Origin of the sequence: Serpens gallinarum (assembly GCF_014836765.1) — a bacterium.
Lineage (GTDB): Bacteria > Pseudomonadota > Gammaproteobacteria > Pseudomonadales > Pseudomonadaceae > Serpens > Serpens gallinarum.
Window position 1 is genome coordinate 186,145 of record NZ_JACSQG010000001.1, and the last position, 17,618, is coordinate 203,762.

A 17,618-nucleotide genomic window follows, 5' to 3' on the forward strand; every position below is an offset into this window, starting at 1 on the left:
TGCACTACGACGGGGTAGACGGGGATCAGGCGTCCGGCAGAAACAGTTGCAGCAGATCATTGAGAAACAGCTGGCCCTTAGGCGTGGCCACCAGACGCTGCGGGTCGGCTTGCAGCAGGCCACGCCGTTCGGCTTCGTGCCGCGCCGCGTTCAGGCTGGCCAATGGCAGTCCAGTGCGTTGGGTGAACAGTTCGGCCGGCACGCCAGCGGTCAGGCGCAACACGTTCATCAGGAACTCGAAGGGCAACTCGTCGGCGCCCAACGGGCGGACGCCGGCCTGGAAGGCTTTGGCCGGATCGAGATAGTCCTTGGGTAGGCGCGTTTTCCAACTGCGCAGGATCTGGCCCTGTGGGTCGCTGAGCTTGGCGTGGGCGCCGGCGCCGAGGCCGAGGAAATCGCCAAAGGTCCAGTAATTCAGGTTATGCCGCGCCTGGCGATCCGCTTGGGCGTAAGCCGAGGTTTCGTACTGTGCGTAACCGTTGGCAGCCAGCAGCGCCTGCCCGGCTTCCTGGATGTCCCAGAGAATGTCGTCTTCGGGCAGCACGGGCGGCTGGTTCCAGAACACCGTGTTGGGTTCGACGGTCAGCTGATACCAGGACAGGTGAGTCGGTTGCTGGGCGATGGCGATTTCCAGGTCGTACAGCGCATCCACAATACTTTGGCCCGGCAGGCCATGCATGAGATCGAGGTTGAAATTGTCGAAGCCGGCCGCGCGGGCCATGTCGGCGGCGCGTACCGCTTCGTCACCGTCATGGATGCGCCCCAGGGCCTGCAGCTTGTCGGCCTGAAAGCTTTGCACGCCGATCGACAGGCGATTGATGCCCAGGCTGCGGTAATCGCGGAACTTGGCCTGCTCGAAGGTGCCCGGATTGGCTTCCAGGGTGACCTCAATGCCGTCGGCAAAGCCGACCTCATGTTCCAGATCAGCGAGGATGCGTTCCAGCGCCTGAGGCGAAAACAGGCTGGGGGTGCCGCCGCCGAAGAAGATCGACGTGAGTTTGCGGCCCTGAACATAAGGCAGATCCGCCCGCAGGTCGGCGTGCAGGGCCTGCACATACTCAGCCTCAGGCAGCGACGGGCCGGCGGCATGGGAGTTGAAATCGCAGTACGGGCATTTGCGCACGCACCAGGGGATGTGCACATAGGCCGCCAAGGGCGGCAGCTCGAAGCGGAGCGCCTCAACCGACAGGTTGGGGCTGTCCGTGCTTGCAGCGTGCGGCTTGTGGCTTTTGGTTTTCACACAATCCCCAACCGCTGCTTGAGCAGCGCCATGGCGCGGGCGCGGTGACTGAGCTGGTTCTTCTCGGACGGCGACAGTTCGGCGCTGGAGCAGTCGCGCTCGGGCACCCAGAACAGCGGGTCGTAGCCAAACCCCTGCTCGCCGCGTGCGGCATGCAGGATGCGCCCGTGCCACAGGCCTTCACAGAGGATCGGCAGCGGATCGTCGGCGTGACGCACCAGGGCCAGGGCACAGACGAACTGCGCGCCGCGCTCGGCGTCCGGCACGTCCTTGAGCGCCTCGAGCAACTTGGCATTGTTGGCGGCGTCCCCAGCGCCATCGGCGTAGCGTGCCGAGTAAATGCCCGGCGCACCGCCGAGGGCATCGACGGCCAGACCCGAGTCGTCGGCCAATGCCGGCAGGCCGGACAGGCGCGCCGCGTGGCGGGCCTTGAGGATGGCGTTCTCGATAAACGACAGGCCGGTTTCCTCGGCCTCGACGCTGGAAAACTCGCCAATCGAACGCACGCGCACATGCTCGCCGAGCATGGCCTGAAGTTCCTTGAGTTTGCCGGCGTTGTGGCTGGCCAGCACCAGTTCGGGAAAGAGGCTCATCGTTCGGAGAAGAATTCCTGATTGAAGGTGAAGCTGTTGCGCGGACCGCCGGCGCTCTGCACGTTGATGGTGAACGACAGGGTTTCATCGCTGAACGGGAATTGCGCGAGGTAGTAAATGGCATCGCCTTCGCGCACCTGGCGGAAGCTCAGGTTGCTGACCTGGCCCATCAGGTTGCGCACCTGGCCGCTGACCGTCGCGGTGGTCGGCTTGCCGGCCTTCTGCACGGCGATGTTCAGCACGCCCTGATTCTTGCCGCGAGTCAGGCCGGAGGCTTCGGCAATCTGCGGTTGCAGGAAGCTGGAGTTGAAGGCGCTGTAATGCACGTCGACATCGTCAAAGCTGTATTTGCGTTCAGCCATGGCCGGTAGGGCCAGGCACAGGCTGAAGAACAAAAGGAATAGGCGGCGCATGGTGGCTCTCCTCAGTGGCAAACGGTCAGACAGCGATGCCGTGATCCTGCAAACCTGGGCTGCTGAGCCGGTAGATACCGATCTCACCCAATAGATTAGGCCACAGTCGGCTGGCCCAACCGTGGCGATGCGCGCGGTCCACAGCCAGGCGATCGAGCACACGGGCCTGGTGCTCGCGGCACAGGTTCTCGAAATCCTCGAAGGTGCAGAAGTGGATGTTCGGCGTGTTGTACCAGGTGTAGGGCAGGAAGTCCGACACCGGCATGCGGCCCTTGGTGGTCAGGTACCAGCGACAGCGCCAGTGGCCGAAGTTGGGGAAGGTGACGATGCAGGTCTTGCCGACCCGCAGCATCTCGTCGAGCAAACGGTCGGGGTAGTTCACCGCCTGCAGCGCCTGGGTCATGACCACTACGTCGAAGCTGCCGGTGGCGAAGTTGCCCAGGCCCTTGTCCAGGTCTTGCTCGATGACATTGACGCCTTGTTCGATACAGCGGGCGATATTGTCCGGGTCGATTTCCAGGCCGTAGCCGCTCACCTGCTTGTGCTCGGACAGCCAGGCCAGCAACTCGCCGTCGCCGCAGCCCAGGTCGAGCACCCGGCTGCCGGCGGGAATCCAGTCTTGGATAATGTCCAGATCGGCGCGCATGACGACTCCTTAAACGGCGATGCGGTTCATGTAGGTGCTGAAGGCGTGCTGATAGCGCGGGATCGGCAGCAGGAAGGAATCGTGGCCCTGGGGCGCGTCGATCTCCAGGTAACTGACGTTCTTGCCCGTGGCCATCAGCGCATCGACGATCTCCCGCGAGCGCGCTGGCGAGAAACGCCAGTCGGTGGTGAAGGACATCACGCAGAATTTTGCCTGGGCCGGGCTCAGCGCCTTGGCCAGGTCGCCGTCATGGGCGGCGGCGGGGTCGAAATAGTCCAGCGCCTTGGTCATCAGCAGGTAAGTGTTGGCGTCAAAGCGCGTGGAGAACTCGTCGCCCTGGTGGCGCAGGTAACTTTCCACCTGGAACTCGACGCTGTGGAAGTCGTAGTTGAGCTGGTCGCTCTTCAACTCGCGGCCGAATTTGGCGCCCATGGCGTCATCCGACAGGTAGGTGATGTGGCCGACCATGCGCGCCAGGCGCAGGCCGCGCTTGGGCACCACGCCCAGTTCCTGGAAATGGCCGCCATGGAAGTCCGTGTCGGACAGAATCGCCTGGCGGGCCACCTCATTGAAGGCGATGTTTTCCGCTGATAGACGCGGCGCCGAGGCGATGCTCAGGCAATGGCGCACCCGCTCGGGATAGCTGATGGTCCATTGCAGCGCCTGCATGCCGCCCAGGCTGCCACCCACCACGGCCGCCCACTGGTCGATACCCAGGACATCGGCCAGGCGCGCCTGGCTGTGCACCCAGTCCTCCACGGTGACCACCGGGAAGTCCGCGCCATAGACTTTGCCGGTGGCCGGATTGAGGCTGGCCGGCCCGGTCGAGCCGTTGCAACCGCCCAGGTTGTTGAGGCTGACCACGAAGAACTTGCGGGTGTCGATGGCCTTGCCCGGACCGATGCAACCGTCCCACCAGCCCGGACGACGGTCGTTGGGGCTGTGATAGCCGGCCGCATGATGATGGCCGGACAGGGCGTGGCAGATCAGCACGGCATTGCTGCGCGCGGTGTTCAGTTCGCCGTAGGTCTCATAGACCAACTGGTAGTCCGCTATTTCGCGCCCACAGGCCAGGGGCAGCGGTTCAGCGAAGTGCGCAGTACGAGGCTCGACGAGCCCTACGGAATCTTCGGGAAAGACAGACGACATCGACCCGGCTCATGCAGAAAGGAAGCCGCAAAGTCTACTGCCTGGCGCCAGGTAATTCATCAAGCAAAGCGGCTGCAGGTCCAGATAGCGGGGTGGCGAGCCGGAATACGGGCGTCAGATATGGAAAAGAAGGTGAAGCCAGACTGTGCCTGCTAGGCCACGCTGGTGACCCGCCACGTAAAAATGGCGTACCCATCTGGCCTCACCGTGCAACGGGCGAGGCCGACCTGGGAATGGCGTGGTTTGGTCTCCAGGGAGGCTTCAGCGCAAGAGCCGGCCGGGCGTGTCGTCGTCGCTGGGCGCCAGGGCCAGTTTTTGCGCGGTCTGAGCCAGGTATTCGCTGTCGGTTTCCGAGCCCAGCTTGATCATCAGGCGCAGGTCGTTGGCCGAGTCGGCGTGGGCCAGGGCATCCTCGTAGGTGATCTCGCCCTGGGTGTACAGCTCATAGAGCGCCTGGTCGAAGGTTTGCATGCCCAACTCGGTGGAACGTTTCATCAGCGCCTTGAGTTCGTGCACCTCGCCCTTGCGGATCAGGTCTGCCGCCAACGGTGTGTTGATCAGCACTTCGATCACCGCGCGGCGGCCTTTGCCGTCCGGAGTGGGCACCAGTTGCTGGGCGACGATGGCACGCAGGTTCAGCGACAGGTCCATCCACACCTGCTGCTGACGGTCGGCGGGGAAGAAGTTGATGATGCGGTCCAGCGCCTGGTTGGCGTTGTTGGCGTGCAGGGTGGCCAGACACAGGTGGCCGGTTTCGGCGAAGGCCACGGCGTAGTCCATGGTCTCGCGGGTCCGCACCTCACCGATCAGGATCACATCGGGGGCCTGGCGCAGGGTGTTTTTCAGCGCCACCTCGAAGGAGTCGGTGTCGATGCCGACTTCGCGCTGGGTGACGATGCAATTCTGGTGCTGGTGGATGTACTCGATCGGGTCTTCGATGGAAATGATGTGCCCGCTGGAGTTCTTGTTGCGATAGCCGATCATCGCCGCCAGCGAGGTGGATTTACCGGTGCCGGTGGCGCCAACGAACAACACCAGCCCGCGCTTGGACAAGGACAGCTTCTTGAGAATTTCCGGCAGCTTCAGTTCATCGAGAGTCGGAATGGTGGTCTCGATGCGCCGCAGCACCATGCCGGCCAGGTTGCGCTGATAGAAGGCGCTGACCCGAAAACGCCCGATGCCGCGGGCGCTGATGGCGAAGTTGCATTCGTGATTCTCGGCAAAATCCCGACGCTGCTGCTCGTTCATCACCGAGTGCACGGTTTCGCGGGTCATCTCGGGTGACAGTGCCGTCTTGGTCACTGGCAGGATGCGTCCATTGACCTTCATCGATGGCGGCACACCGGCAGTAATGAACAGGTCGGAGGCACCTTTTTCGACCATTAGGCGCAGCAGGCTTTCAAATTCCATGAATCAGTGACTCCCTGTGCGCAGTCCTTAGAAGTTTTCCGGGCTCTTGGCTTTTTCGCGGGCGCTGTCGCGGCTGATCAGCCCCTTGGCCACCAGGTTTTTCAGGCAGGCATCCAGCGTCTGCATGCCCAGCGAGCCGCCGGTCTGGATCGCCGAGTACATCTGCGCCACCTTGTCTTCGCGGATCAGGTTACGGATGGCGGGGGTGCCGATCATGATCTCGTGGGCCGCCACGCGGCCGCCGCCGATCTTCTTCAGCAGGCTCTGCGAGATCACCGCCTGCAGCGATTCGGACAGCATCGAGCGCACCATGGATTTTTCCTCGGCGGGGAACACGTCGACGATACGGTCGATGGTCTTGGCCGCCGAGGTGGTGTGCAGGGTGCCGAACACCAAGTGGCCGGTTTCCGCCGCGGTCAGAGCCAGGCGAATGGTTTCCAGGTCGCGCATTTCACCGACCAGAATGATGTCCGGGTCTTCGCGCAATGCCGAGCGCAGCGCTTCGGTGAAGCCCAGGGTATCGCGGTGCACTTCGCGCTGGTTAACCAGGCACTTTTTCGATTCGTGGACGAATTCGATGGGGTCTTCGACGGTGAGGATGTGCTGGTATTTGTGGTTGTTGATGTAATCGAGCATTGCCGCCAGGGTGGTGGATTTACCCGAGCCGGTGGGGCCGGTGACCAGCACCAGACCGCGCGGCACATCGGAAATGGTCTTGAAGATCTCGCCCATGCCGAGGTCTTCCATGGTCAGAACCTTGGACGGAATGGTCCGGAATACCGCGCCGGGGCCCCGGTTCTGGTTAAAGGCGTTGACCCGGAAACGTGCCACGCCGGGCACCTCGAAGGAGAAGTCAGTCTCCAGGAATTCCTCATAGTCCTTGCGCTGCTTGTCGTTCATGATGTCGTAGATCAGCGCATGCACCTGCTTGTGATCCATAGCCGGCAGGTTGATGCGTCGCACGTCGCCATCCACACGGATCATTGGCGGCAAACCGGACGACAGATGCAGGTCCGACGCGCCTTGTTTGGCGCTGAAGGCGAGCAGCTCGGTAATATCCATGGGACTCCCCAATCACAAGCAAGCAGGTAGAATGCCTGACCCAGACGGGCCGGCCTTTAGAGCGCAAGTAATGTCGACGATAGAAGAGATGATTGCAAAGGTTCGTGCGCGGATCCGTGAGGCGGCGCAAGCCGCGCATCGAGATCCAGCCGCCGTTGGCCTGTTGGCGGTGAGCAAGACCCAGCCAGCGGCGGCCATTCGTCAAGCGCATGCCAGCGGAATGACGGATTTCGGCGAGAACTATCTGCAGGAAGCATTGGCCAAACAGGCCGAACTAGGCGACCTGGAGCTGACCTGGCATTTCATCGGGCCGATACAGTCGAACAAGACCCGCGCCATCGCTGAGCATTTCGCCTGGGTGCACTCCGTCGACCGGTTGAAGATTGCCCAGCGCTTGGCCGAGCAGCGCCCGGCCCACCTGCCCCCCTTGAATATCTGCCTGCAAGTGAATGTCAGCGGCGAGGTGAGCAAATCCGGTTGTGCGCCAGAGGAGCTGCCGGCGCTGGCCAGCGCTGTGGCCCAGTTGCCACACCTCAGGCTGCGCGGGCTGATGGCAATTCCCGAACCCAGCGACGATCCCCGCGAACAACACGCCGCGTTTGCCCGCCTGCGCCAACTGCAGAGCGCGCTACCCTTCGATCTCGACACACTTTCCATGGGCATGAGCCACGACCTCGAAGCCGCCATTGCCGAAGGCGCCACCTGGGTGCGCGTCGGCACTGCGCTGTTTGGCGCACGCGACTACGGCACGCGCCCTTAATTAAGGACTTCTCTCCATGAACGAACCCCGAATTGCCTTTATCGGTGCCGGCAACATGGCCGCTAGCCTGATCGGTGGCCTGCTCGCCCAAGGCGTGCCGGTCGAACGCATCCGTGCCAGTGACCCAGGCGCCGAGCAGCGCGCCAAAATCAGCGCTGAACACGGCATCTTCATCTGCGCCGACAATGCCGAGGCTGTGGCTGGCGCCGATGTCATCGTCCTGGCGGTCAAGCCGCAGGTGATGAAGCGTGTGTGCCAGGCATTGGCGCCGCACCTGAGCGACAGCCAACTGATCGTGTCCATTGCCGCCGGTATTCCCTGTAACAGCCTTGAGCGGTGGCTGAGTGCCCAGCCGGAGGCCGCCCCGGCCATAGTGCGCTGCATGCCCAACACGCCGGCGTTGCTGCGCCAGGGCGTCAGCGGCCTGTACGCCACGGCGCGGGTCACCGCCGAACAGCGTCAGCAGGCCGAACAACTGCTGTCCGCCGTGGGCGTGGCGTTGTGGCTGGATGCTGAGCAACAGATCGACGCGGTCACTGCGGTGTCCGGCAGCGGGCCGGCGTATTTCTTCCTGCTTATCGAGGCGATGACTGCTGCGGGGGAACAGCTCGGGCTGCCCCGCGAAACCGCCGCCCAGCTGACGATGCAGACGGCTTTGGGGGCAGCGCGCATGGCGCTGGAAAGTGATGTCGACGCTGCTGAGTTGCGCCGCCGGGTTACCTCGCCCAACGGTACGACCGAAGCGGCGATAACGAGTTTCCAGGCCGGTGGATTCGAGGCCTTGGTACACCAGGCCCTTACCGCGGCCGCGACACGCTCGGCCGAGCTGGCCGAACAATTGGGTCAATAAGGAGTTTTTGATGAATGGTCTGACTACCGCCGCCGTCTACGTCATCCAGACGCTGGGCAGCCTGTACCTGCTGATCGTATTGCTGCGTTTCATCCTGCAACTGGTGCGTGCCGATTTCTACAATCCGCTCAGCCAGTTCATCGTGCGCGCCACCTCGCCGCTGCTGATGCCGCTGCGGCGCATCGTTCCCGGCTTCGGCGGCGTCGACCTGGCCTCGCTGGTGCTGGCCATCCTCGTGCAGCTGGCGCTGATGGTGGTCACCCTGCTGCTGATGGGTTACGGCATTGGCGGCTTTTTGCTGCAGGTGCTGATCTGGTCGGTCATCGGGGTCACGGCCTTGTTTTTGAAGATCTTCTTCTTCGCCCTGATCATCAGCGTGATCCTGTCCTGGGTGGCGCCTGGCAGCCACAACCCGGCGGCGCAACTGGTCAACCAGCTCTGTGAGCCACTGCTGATGCCGATCCGGCGGTTTCTGCCGAGCCTCGGTGGTTTGGATATTTCGCCAATATTCGCTTTTATCGCGCTGAACCTGCTCGACATGCTGGTGATCCGCAACCTGGCGGCCATGACCAACATGCCGACCATCCTCAGCCCCTTCATGTAATGGAGTGGTACCGCTGGGACGGCGAGGACCTGATCCTCGCCTGTCACTTGCAGCCCAAGGCCAGCAAGGACGAATTTGCTGGCCTGAACGGCGATCGTTTGAAGATCCGCCTCACCGCCCCGCCGGTGGAAGGCAAGGCGAACGCCCACCTCATGGCCTTCCTGGCCAAGGCCTTCGGCGTGGCGAAAAGCCAGGTCAGCCTGGAAAGCGGCGAGTTGAATCGGCAGAAGCGTGTGCGAATTACCAAGCCGCAGCGGCTGCCGGAAGGGCTCGGGGTGCAGCCACATAGCTAGACAGCGCAGCTAACGGCGGCGGCTGCGCAAAGCACCGTGTATGGGGGCGCTGGACGACTCGCTGGAGTTTTCCTGAGTGTTGAGTCGGAGCGCAAGAAGCGTAGCGCCTAAGGCGTAGCGGTAATGGTACGCGGGCGACCACCTTTGGGCGGTCGCCCGTTTTTTTATCGAACCGGGTGAGGATCGTTTGCGCCAGGGCTTGCCGCTCGGGTGCGGGCGAAACGCTCATTGATCGCAGCAGATGTGCACCAGTCGCTGGACGTTCGCCGTCGCTGACCAATAATGCTTGGCATGCCTTTCGCTCCCACAAGGATGTGCCACATGAGCCTGGAACGTCTCAGCCAGCAGGTCGATGATTTTGTCGCCTGGAAGCGGGTACTGATTCGCGAAATCACCCGTTATCGCGGCTGGTTGGAGACCAACCGGCTCAGTTCGCCCGCCTTGCTGGCGCGGCTGGAGCGCGCGCTGCTGCGCTTGCGCAGCGATCAGATCACCCTGGCTTTTGTCGGCGAGTTTTCCCGCGGCAAGACCGAGCTGATCAATGCGCTGTTTTTTTCCCACTATGGCCAGCGCATGCTGCCGTCTCAGGCCGGGCGTACCACCATGTGCCCGACCGAGCTGTTTTTCGATTCCCGTGCCGAACAGGGCTATCTGCGCTTGCTGCCAATCGAGACGCGGCTGGGTGAACTCAGTGTGGCGGAGCATAAACGCAGCTCCGAGGGCTGGCTGCACCTGACCCTCGATCCGGCCAATCCGGAAAACATGGCGCAGGCCTTTAGCCAGGTGGCCAAGGTGAAAGCGTTGCCGGTGATGCAGGCCATCGAGCTGGGTTTCCATCCTCATCAGCTGGAGCCTGCCGAGGCAGAACGGCATGTGCTGGTGCCTGCCTGGCGGCATGCGCTGGTGAACCTCGATCATCCGCTGCTGCGCAACGGGCTGCGCGTGCTGGATACCCCGGGTCTGAATGCCCTGGGCTGCGAGCCGGAACTGACCCTGTCGATGCTGCCCAATGCCGAGGCGGTGCTGTTCATGCTGGCGGCCGACAGCGGCGTAACGGCCAGCGACATGATGATCTGGAAACAGCACATCGGGCAGCTCGATGAGGATCGCCCACAGCGGCTGTTTGCCGTGCTCAACAAGATCGACGTGCTCTGGGACGATCTGGACGGTAGCGCCCACATGTCGGGCGAGGTGGAGCGCATTCGCCGGCTTACCGCCGAGCAACTCGGCCTCGACGAACACAGCGTACTGCCCCTGTCGGCCAAGCAGGCCCTACTGGCCAAGGTGCGCGGCGACGTCGCGCTGTTTGAACGCAGCCGGCTGGCGGACCTGGAAACGTTGCTGTGTGAACGCATCGTTGCGCAAAAGGAACAGTTGCTGGAAGGGCAGGTGGTGGGCCAGATACTGGGCCTGCTTACCAACAGCCAGCAACTGCTCCAACAGCGCCTGGACAAGGTGCTGGAACAGCACTACCAACTCAGCGAACGCAAGGGGAATAACGCCCAAGTGCTGGCCGGATTGAGCGCGCGGGTGCGCGTCGAGCACGATCTGCACCACAAACGGCTGCTGGGCCTGCGTACCAATCAGAGCCTGTTGCAGCGCCAGTCTGAACTGCTCAGGGCCGCGCTGCACGTGCACCGCCTGGAGGCCCATGTGCAGCAGGTGCAGCATCATTTGAAAAGCAGTTGGACGACACTGGGCATCAATCGCGCGATCCTGGCGTTCTTCAGCGTACTGGATGCCGATCTGGACCATCTCGAACGTGAAGCCGCCATGGCCAACAAGATGGTTGCGGCGATCTATGAGCGGCATAACCAGGAAGACCCGCTGCATGCGGTCGAGGCGCCCAGCCTCAGGTTGCAGCCGTACCGTCGCGAGCTGCAGCAACTCAAGGAGCAGGCGGACCTGTTCCGCCTGCAGATCAAGACGCTGCTCACCGAGCAGCGCAGCCTGACCCGACGCTTTCTCACTACCCTGGCGCAGGCAGTGGTCGATCTGCATCAGCGCATGCGTGAGGCGCTCGAGCACTGGAACGCGGAAGCCCTGCTGCCGTTGTTGCATTATCACCGCGATCGCAAACAGCTTCTGGAGCAGCACCTGCTGGAGTTGCGCACCTTGAGCCAGGACAGCCACCAGGCGCAGGTGCGCGGACAGATCCTGTCGCGCTACGCCGAGCAGTTGGGCAGCCAATTGTCCCAGGCCAACGACATGCTGCGCATCCTGCGCCGTCCGGCGCCGATGCTCAGCCGCGGCAAAGTGGTGACATTGCCGTCGGCGCAGCAGTCAGGCTAGTTTTCGTCGGTCCGATTTTATTGGCCTGCAGGCCAGCACGTCCCCGTTGTAGGATGGCGTTGAGCGCAGCGATACCCATCGGGTTGTTTGGCCTGATGGGTATCGGCGCGGGCCGCCTGGCAAATCCTGAATCTCTCAGCCTGCGTCTCAACCTATAGAGCGGGCCAGCTCCAGCAAGGTTGCGCGCCACGTGGCAGCGCTGGGCAGGGCCAGGAACGAGGGATTGAGGAAGCTCTCTCGGGCGTCGTAGCGCAGCGTGTGGCCCTGCAAATCGAGCACTTCGCCGCCTGCCCCTTCCAGCACGCCCTGAGCGGCCGCGGTATCCCACTGCGACGTGGGCGCCAGGCGCGGGTAACAATCGGCCTCGCCTTCGGCCAGCAGGCAGAACTTCAGTGAACTGCCCACGCTGGCCAGTTGCAGGTCGCCAAACGACGACTTCAATCCGGCCAGCAAGCGTTCCTGGGCGGGGCTGGAATGGCGCCGGCTGGCCACGACCGTAAAGGCACTCTGCGGTGCCAGACGCACGCTGAGAGGTTGCGGTGCGGTCTGTGGCGCCACGCGCCAAGCGCCCAGCCCGGCGCCTCCGTAATAGCAGCGTTCGCTGGCCGGTACGCCCACTACCCCGAACACCACACGGCCTCGTTCGATCAACGCCACATTGACGGTGAATTCTTCACTGCCCGCGATGAATTCCTTGGTGCCATCCAAAGGATCCACCAGCCACCAGCGAGTCCAGCCAGCCCGTTCGGCCAGCGCAAGATCGCAGGCTTCCTCGGAGAGCACGGGAATGTCCGGGGCCAGCGCAGTCAGGCCTTCGGCGAGCAGGTGATGGGCGGCTAAATCGGCTGCGGTCACCGGTGATGCGTCGGCTTTTTCCTGCACCGCCACGTCGCTGCGCCAGTAGGGCAGGATGACCGTTCCGGCCCGCTGCACCAGGTCGATGACCGGCTGCATTAGATCGACCGTGCTCATAGCGTCAGCTCGCCGCGCTGCACCAGCAGGTCGCGAACCAGATACAGCGCCGCCAATGCGCGCCCTTCGCTGAACTGCGGGTGCTGGATGAGCGTTAGCAACTCGCGCAGGTTGACCTTGCTCACCGCCATCGGCTCGGGTTCGTCACCGGGCAAGCGTTCCTCGTAGAGGTCGGTGGCCAAGACCACTTGGATGCGCTGGCTCATGTAACCGGGCGACAACGACAGCTCGGTGAGCAGCTCCAGGCGCCGGGCGCCGAAGCCGGCTTCTTCCTTGAGTTCGCGGTCAGCGGCAACCAGCACGTCCTCGCCGGGTTCGATCAGGCCCTTGGGCAGTGACAACTGGTAATCGTCGGTGCCGGCGCAGTATTCCTCGATCAGTACCACGTGTTCGGCATCCTGCATCGCCACGATCATCACCGCGCCGTAACCGCTGCCCCGGCTCGCCAGCCGTTCATAGGTTCGTTCCACGCCGTTGCTGAAGCGCAGTTGCAATTCCTCGACGGCAAATAGCCGACTGCGCGCGACAATCTCGCGGGCCAGAACGGTAGGTTTCTCACGCATGGGGCATCTCCAAGTCGGGCGTGGGGGTATCATAACCGCCTTTTTCAGCCGCACCGCGCCACAGCTCGTGGCTTCGTGTGCCACGCCCATCTGGAATTCGCTCATGTCCGCTTTATCCTGGACCGCCATCGACACCGTGCTGCTGGATATGGACGGCACACTGCTCGATCTGCATTTCGACAATCATTTCTGGCTCGAACACCTGCCCCTGCGTTACGCCGAGCAGCACGGCATCAGCCGTGCCCTGGCCGACGAGCAGTTGGCGCCGTTGTTTGCGCGCCACGCCGGTCAGTTGAGCTGGTACTGCCTGGATTTCTGGAGTGCCGAACTGCACCTGCCGGTGCTTGAACTCAAGCACGAAGTGGCGCATCTGATTACGCTTCGCCCAGACGCCGACCGTTTTCTCAAGGCGTTGCGTCAGGCTGGCAAGCGCGTGGCTCTGGTTACCAATGCGCACCGTGATTCGCTGTCGCTGAAACTGGAACGCATAGAACTGGCGCCGTATTTCGACCGCCTGATCAGTTCCCACGACTATGGCTTTGCCAAGGAAGATCAGCAGTTCTGGCACGCCTTGCAAGCGGACTTCGGCTTCGAGCCGGCGCGTACGCTGTTTATCGATGACAGCCTGCCGGTGCTACGCAGCGCGCAGCGCTACGGCATCGCCCAGCTGCTGGCGGTACGCCAACCGGACAGTCGCAAAGACGCCAAGGACACCGAGGAATTCGCGGCGCTGGATGACTACCAGGCGTTGATCGCCGGCTTGTAACGGGGCATGCCCTGATGGCTGCTGTTACGTGCCGGCGGGTGGCCGCCCGGGATGCCTGGGAACGCCCGAGTCAGGCCTGTTACAACGGTCAGTGCGTCATTCGTTCAAGTGGCTGAGGCAGGCGCTTGCCGCACGCCCGAGACGCTCACGGGTGTCGGCATCCAGTGCGTTTTCGCCTTGCAGCTGCTTGATTTCTGCATCGCTGAATTCATCGCTGACCCGCTCTGCCGCGCAGGTGCAGTACGCCTCGGACTTGGCGGGTGGCGTGCCCGCGGTGGCGCTGCGCTGACATTCGCTGATGAACTGGCTTTTGGCGCCAGCGGGCCATTCGCCGGCCATGAGCGGGGCGCTGAGCAGTAACGGGATGAAAAGAGCGGTCAGGGACATGGCACGCATCGCAGAACTCCTGTTGGACAGAGATAAGCATCGCTCTTGTGAGGATTTGTGCGGCGCGGAGTTCCGCAGAGACAACGGTTTACCCACAGGGGGCGTGGATAACTCTGGGGACAAGCTGTCGGCAAGCGCAGCCGGCAACGGCCATCGGTGGGTTCCCTGCCGATGGCGTTTTTTTGAGCAACACCAGCCAGTTGCAGCTTCTACTGGGCGGCGCGGCATCTCTCTGAGAGGGCGCGCCGGGGGGACGGTATAACTCAGCTGTCGCGTCGTCAGCGCCCCCGCCTCAAGCGTTTCAGGAAAGGCGGAAACGGTTGACCATGTCGCTCAGTACGCGGGTCATGGCGTTGAGACGCTCACCGGCATCGCCGACGCCGCGCGCGGTGCCGGCGACACGCACCGAGGTGGTGCTGATGCTGGCCACATTGCGGTTGAGTTCGGCGGTGACCACGCTTTGTTCCTCGACGGCTGTGGCGATCTGCATGTTCATTTCGGAAATCTGCGACACAGCCGTGGTGATCTGGCGAATCGATCCCCCGGCGCTTCCGGCCTGTTCAACGCTGGTCTGCATGCTCGCCTGGCTGCGTTGCATCACCGCGCCGATTTGCGTGCTGCGGTTTTGTAGCTGATCGATGATGCCGTTGATCTCGCCGATCGAGTCCTGGGTGCGCCGCGCCAGATTGCGGACTTCACCGGCGACCACAGCAAAGCCACGGCCCTGCTCGCCGGCCCGTGCCGCTTCGATGGCGGCGTTGAGCGCCAGCAGGTTGGTCTGGTCGGCGATTTGACTGATCACGTCGGAGATGGCGCCGATGGCTGCGCTGTCGCTCTGCAGGGCACGGGCCAGTACGCCGGCTTCGGTGACCTCGGCAGCGGCCTGGTCGAGCTGCTGGATGGCCTGGCTAACCACGCGATCGCCGCTGACGGTCTCGTTATGCGCCTGTCCGGCGGCAGTGGCGGCCTGCCCGGTGTTGCGGGCCATCTCATGGAACGTCGACTCCATTTGGCTCATCGCCGTGGCGATCTGCGCGATTTCGCCTTGCTGCTCGTTGAGCTCGGTGGCGGCTTCGCGGGAGAGGTTATGCATCTGCACGGAGGTGTCTTGCAGCTCGATCAAACGGCCCTGTACCGCGCCTACCAGGCCCGCAATACCCTGCTGCATGGCATGGAAGTCGCGGGCCAGTTCGCCCAGCTCGTCCTCGTGGAAGGCATGCAGATCCAAGTCCTGGCTCAGGTTGCCTTCACCGACTCGGCGCATCTGTGCGCTCAACTGCTGCAGGGGACGGTTGATCTTGTTGATGATCGTCCAGCCCAGGGCCAGGGTCACCAACAACAGGGCCAGGCCAATCAGCGTCTGTAGCAGCTGCAGATGTTTGATGGTGGCAACCTGTTCGGCCTTGAGCCGGTTCGATTCCTCGACGATCTGTGCCTGCACCTGCGTGAGCAAGGCCACCAGCTGGTCGAAGGGCGCCAGCATGTCGGTGAGGATCTCGCGGCGCGCCGCGTCTATGCGGCCTTCATCGATCAGTGCCACATAGCGGTTCTGCATGTCGTGGTAGGCCTGCATTTGACGGCGAAAGTCGGCAATGAAGTTGCGAATCATGCTGCCGGCCGCCAGCGCTTCCATCTCGCGCAGATGCCGCTCCACTGCCGCATTGTTTGTCTCAATCTTGCGCAGGATGGCCGGGTGTTCGCTGGCCTCGGTCGTCAAGCCGTAATCAAGGGCGAAACGCCGGTAGGTCACCGTGCTGTAGCGCAGGTTGGAAATCGAGTCGAGCAGGCTGACGTTGCGCTCGACCACGCTCTGCAGCTGTGCCCCCACGTTGCCGATGGCGATATGCAGGTAGAGGCTGAAGATCAAAAGAGCGCTCAGAATGATGCCGAAGGATATCGTCAGCAGGCGCTTTATAGAGAGTTGGGCCAGCAAGGGTCGAGCCTCAAAAAGGGAGTTGGTGTCAAATTGGCATCAATGATATAGGCCACCGTTTAACAAAGCTTTTTTATCGCTTTATTTTTGAGGGGGCCAGACAGGCGGTTCTGCATATGCCGTTGCAGGCATAGCTGCTTTAAACTCCCAGCTTTTGCCGCGGGGTCCGTCATGCGTCCTTCCAGCCTGCTCGATGACCGTACCGCTCGCCTGCTGCCCTGGCTGGTAGCCGTCGCCTTCTTCATGCAGACCCTGGATGGCACCATCCTCAACACGGCCCTGCCGGCTATGGCGATCGACCTGGCCGAAGATCCGCTGCGCATGCAGGGTGTGATCATTGCCTACATGCTCACCGTGGCGCTGTTGATTCCCGCGTCGGGGTGGATTGCCGACCGTTTTGGCACGCGGCGGGTTTTTTTCAGCGCCATTTTGTTGTTCACCTTCGGCTCGCTGCTCTGCGCGCTGTCCATGACCTTGCCCCAATTGATTGGCGCGCGCGTGCTGCAAGCGGTAGGCGGCGCGCTGATGATGCCGGTCGGACGGTTGGTGGTGCTGCGCGCTTATCCACGCTCGGAGTTGGTGCGGGTAATGAGCCTGATCACTCTGCCTGGCCTGGTCGGTCCGCTGCTGGGGCCGACGCTCGGCGGCTGGCTGGTGGAATATGCCAGCTGGCACTGGATTTTCCTGATCAACCTGCCGGTCGGAGCGCTGGGGTGTTATGCCGCGTTGCGCTTCATGCCCGACCTGCGCGGTCCGGAGCGCAATCACTTTGATACACTGGGTTTCGTGCTGTTCGGCGCAGCCATGCTGATGATTACCCTGGGCCTGGGCGGCCTCGGCGAGCTGCACATGCCCCATGCGCGGGTCATGCTGCTGCTGTTTGCCGGCGCTGCCTGCCTGGCCGCTTACTGGCTCCGGGCGGGGCGCATCGCCAAGCCGTTGTTCAGCCCCAACCTGTTTCGCACGCGCAGCTTCTCCGTGGGCATTCTGGGCAACCTGTTCGGCCGCCTGGGCAGTGGGGCGCTGCCCTTCATGGTGCCGTTGTTGCTGCAAGTGGCGCTCGGCTACTCACCCGCCGAAGCCGGGATGAGCATGATTCCCCTGGCGCTGGCCGCCATGGCCATCAAGCCATTTGCCAAGTTGCTGATTGATCGCCTGGGTTATCGACGTGTTCTTACCACCAATACGCTGCTGCTCGGCCTGCTGATCGGCAGCCTGGGCTTCACCAACGCACAGACACCGCTGTTCATGCTGTTGATTCAGCTGGGGTTGATCGGGGCGATCAACTCGCTGCAGTTCACCGCGATGAACACCATTACCCTGATCGGCTTGCATGACCGAGAGGCGAGCAGCGGCAACAGCCTGCTGGCGGTAGTAGTGCAACTGGCGATGAGCCTGGGGGTGGCCACCGCCGGTGCGCTCCTCGGCGGTTTCACTCTTGAGGGGGCGGCGCCTGGCAGCGAGGCGGTACTGCGCGCGTTCCAATTGACCTTCCTGTGCGTCGGCGGCATTTCGATGCTGGCCTCGACGATCTTCCTGCAATTGGGGCGGGAAGATGGCAGGGCCCCCCCGCAACCGTAGGCGCGCAGATCGAAGTGCATCCAGCGCCGGGATCCACTGTTGGTCTGGTGCCTCTTGACCCGCATCCATCACCGGCGGAAGGTGACCTTTTTGACTGCGGGCTG

General features: G+C 62.9%; 18 protein-coding genes. 7 read left to right on the forward strand and 11 right to left on the reverse strand.

Annotated elements, in window-relative coordinates:
- Positions 1–25: 25 nt before the first annotated feature.
- The 7 genes from hemW to H9642_RS00920 form a co-directional block, all read right to left on the reverse strand.
- Entirely contained in the window at positions 26–1,189 is a 1,164-nt protein-coding gene (gene hemW, locus H9642_RS00890; RefSeq protein ID WP_251835333.1) for a radical SAM family heme chaperone HemW, read from the reverse strand.
- Positions 1,190–1,236: 47 nt separating this feature from the next.
- The gene (rdgB, locus tag H9642_RS00895; RefSeq protein WP_251834530.1) at positions 1,237–1,833 is read right to left on the reverse strand and encodes an RdgB/HAM1 family non-canonical purine NTP pyrophosphatase; all 597 of its coding nucleotides are present in this window, start codon (positions 1,831–1,833) and stop codon (positions 1,237–1,239) included.
- On the reverse strand, positions 1,830–2,246 hold the full coding sequence (locus H9642_RS00900; protein WP_251834531.1) for a DUF4426 domain-containing protein: 417 nt from the start codon (positions 2,244–2,246) through the stop codon (positions 1,830–1,832). The genes rdgB and H9642_RS00900 overlap by 4 nt, the downstream gene beginning before the upstream one ends.
- 25 nt (positions 2,247–2,271) lie before the next feature.
- Complete coding sequence (gene metW / locus H9642_RS00905) at positions 2,272–2,892, reverse strand: methionine biosynthesis protein MetW (protein WP_251834532.1); 621 nt, start codon at positions 2,890–2,892, stop codon at positions 2,272–2,274.
- Positions 2,893–2,901: 9 nt separating this feature from the next.
- The gene (gene metX / locus H9642_RS00910) at positions 2,902–4,041 is read right to left on the reverse strand and encodes a homoserine O-succinyltransferase MetX (protein ID WP_251834533.1); all 1,140 of its coding nucleotides are present in this window, start codon (positions 4,039–4,041) and stop codon (positions 2,902–2,904) included.
- Between the two features lie 261 nt (positions 4,042–4,302).
- A complete protein-coding gene (locus H9642_RS00915; protein ID WP_251834534.1) occupies positions 4,303–5,451 on the reverse strand; it encodes a PilT/PilU family type 4a pilus ATPase in 1,149 nt (382 codons plus the stop codon).
- A 27-nt stretch (positions 5,452–5,478) separates the two neighbouring features.
- Positions 5,479–6,513, reverse strand: a complete 1,035-nt coding sequence (locus H9642_RS00920) for a type IV pilus twitching motility protein PilT (RefSeq protein WP_251834535.1) — start codon at positions 6,511–6,513, stop codon at positions 5,479–5,481.
- Positions 6,514–6,583: 70 nt separating this feature from the next.
- Between H9642_RS00920 and H9642_RS00925 the strand changes: the two genes are divergently transcribed.
- The 5 genes from H9642_RS00925 to H9642_RS00945 all read left to right on the forward strand — a co-directional run bounded on the left by H9642_RS00925 (position 6,584) and on the right by H9642_RS00945 (position 11,312).
- Positions 6,584–7,273, forward strand: coding sequence for a YggS family pyridoxal phosphate-dependent enzyme (locus H9642_RS00925; protein ID WP_251834536.1), 690 nt, complete (start codon positions 6,584–6,586; stop codon positions 7,271–7,273).
- A 16-nt stretch (positions 7,274–7,289) separates the two neighbouring features.
- Positions 7,290–8,123, forward strand: coding sequence for a pyrroline-5-carboxylate reductase (gene proC / locus H9642_RS00930; protein WP_251834537.1), 834 nt, complete (start codon positions 7,290–7,292; stop codon positions 8,121–8,123).
- A 10-nt stretch (positions 8,124–8,133) separates the two neighbouring features.
- Positions 8,134–8,727 carry a YggT family protein gene (locus H9642_RS00935; protein WP_251834538.1) on the forward strand — a complete coding sequence of 198 codons (594 nt, stop codon included), beginning with the start codon at positions 8,134–8,136 and terminating at the stop codon, positions 8,725–8,727.
- Positions 8,727–9,020, forward strand: a complete 294-nt coding sequence (locus tag H9642_RS00940) for a DUF167 domain-containing protein (protein WP_251834539.1) — start codon at positions 8,727–8,729, stop codon at positions 9,018–9,020. The genes H9642_RS00935 and H9642_RS00940 overlap by 1 nt, the downstream gene beginning before the upstream one ends.
- 321 nt (positions 9,021–9,341) lie before the next feature.
- Positions 9,342–11,312, forward strand: a complete 1,971-nt coding sequence (locus tag H9642_RS00945) for a dynamin family protein (RefSeq protein WP_251834540.1) — start codon at positions 9,342–9,344, stop codon at positions 11,310–11,312.
- 147 nt (positions 11,313–11,459) lie between these two features.
- Here H9642_RS00945 and cysQ read toward each other — a convergent pair whose 3' ends face one another.
- Together cysQ and nudE are read right to left on the reverse strand one after the other, a co-directional pair.
- The gene (gene cysQ / locus H9642_RS00950) at positions 11,460–12,284 is read right to left on the reverse strand and encodes a 3'(2'),5'-bisphosphate nucleotidase CysQ (protein ID WP_433962654.1); all 825 of its coding nucleotides are present in this window, start codon (positions 12,282–12,284) and stop codon (positions 11,460–11,462) included.
- On the reverse strand, positions 12,281–12,847 hold the full coding sequence (nudE, locus tag H9642_RS00955; RefSeq protein ID WP_251834541.1) for an ADP compounds hydrolase NudE: 567 nt from the start codon (positions 12,845–12,847) through the stop codon (positions 12,281–12,283). Before nudE ends, cysQ begins: the two co-directional genes overlap by 4 nt.
- 103 nt (positions 12,848–12,950) lie before the next feature.
- Here nudE and yrfG point away from each other — a divergent pair, with 103 nt between their 5' ends.
- Positions 12,951–13,613: a GMP/IMP nucleotidase gene (gene yrfG, locus H9642_RS00960; protein WP_251834542.1), complete on the forward strand. Its 663-nt coding sequence runs from the start codon at positions 12,951–12,953 to the stop codon at positions 13,611–13,613.
- Between the two features lie 96 nt (positions 13,614–13,709).
- Here yrfG and H9642_RS00965 read toward each other — a convergent pair whose 3' ends face one another.
- Both H9642_RS00965 and H9642_RS00970 read right to left on the reverse strand, forming a co-directional pair.
- Complete coding sequence (locus tag H9642_RS00965; protein WP_251834543.1) at positions 13,710–14,009, reverse strand: hypothetical protein; 300 nt, start codon at positions 14,007–14,009, stop codon at positions 13,710–13,712.
- A gap of 292 nt (positions 14,010–14,301) precedes the next feature.
- Positions 14,302–15,933 carry a methyl-accepting chemotaxis protein gene (locus tag H9642_RS00970; RefSeq protein WP_251834544.1) on the reverse strand — a complete coding sequence of 544 codons (1,632 nt, stop codon included), beginning with the start codon at positions 15,931–15,933 and terminating at the stop codon, positions 14,302–14,304.
- A 171-nt stretch (positions 15,934–16,104) separates the two neighbouring features.
- On the opposite strand from H9642_RS00970, the gene mdtD reads away from it, so the two are divergent.
- Positions 16,105–17,514 (forward strand): multidrug transporter subunit MdtD, encoded by a 1,410-nt coding sequence (gene mdtD, locus H9642_RS00975; protein ID WP_251834545.1) that lies wholly within the window; start codon positions 16,105–16,107, stop codon positions 17,512–17,514.
- Positions 17,515–17,618: the final 104 nt, after the last annotated feature.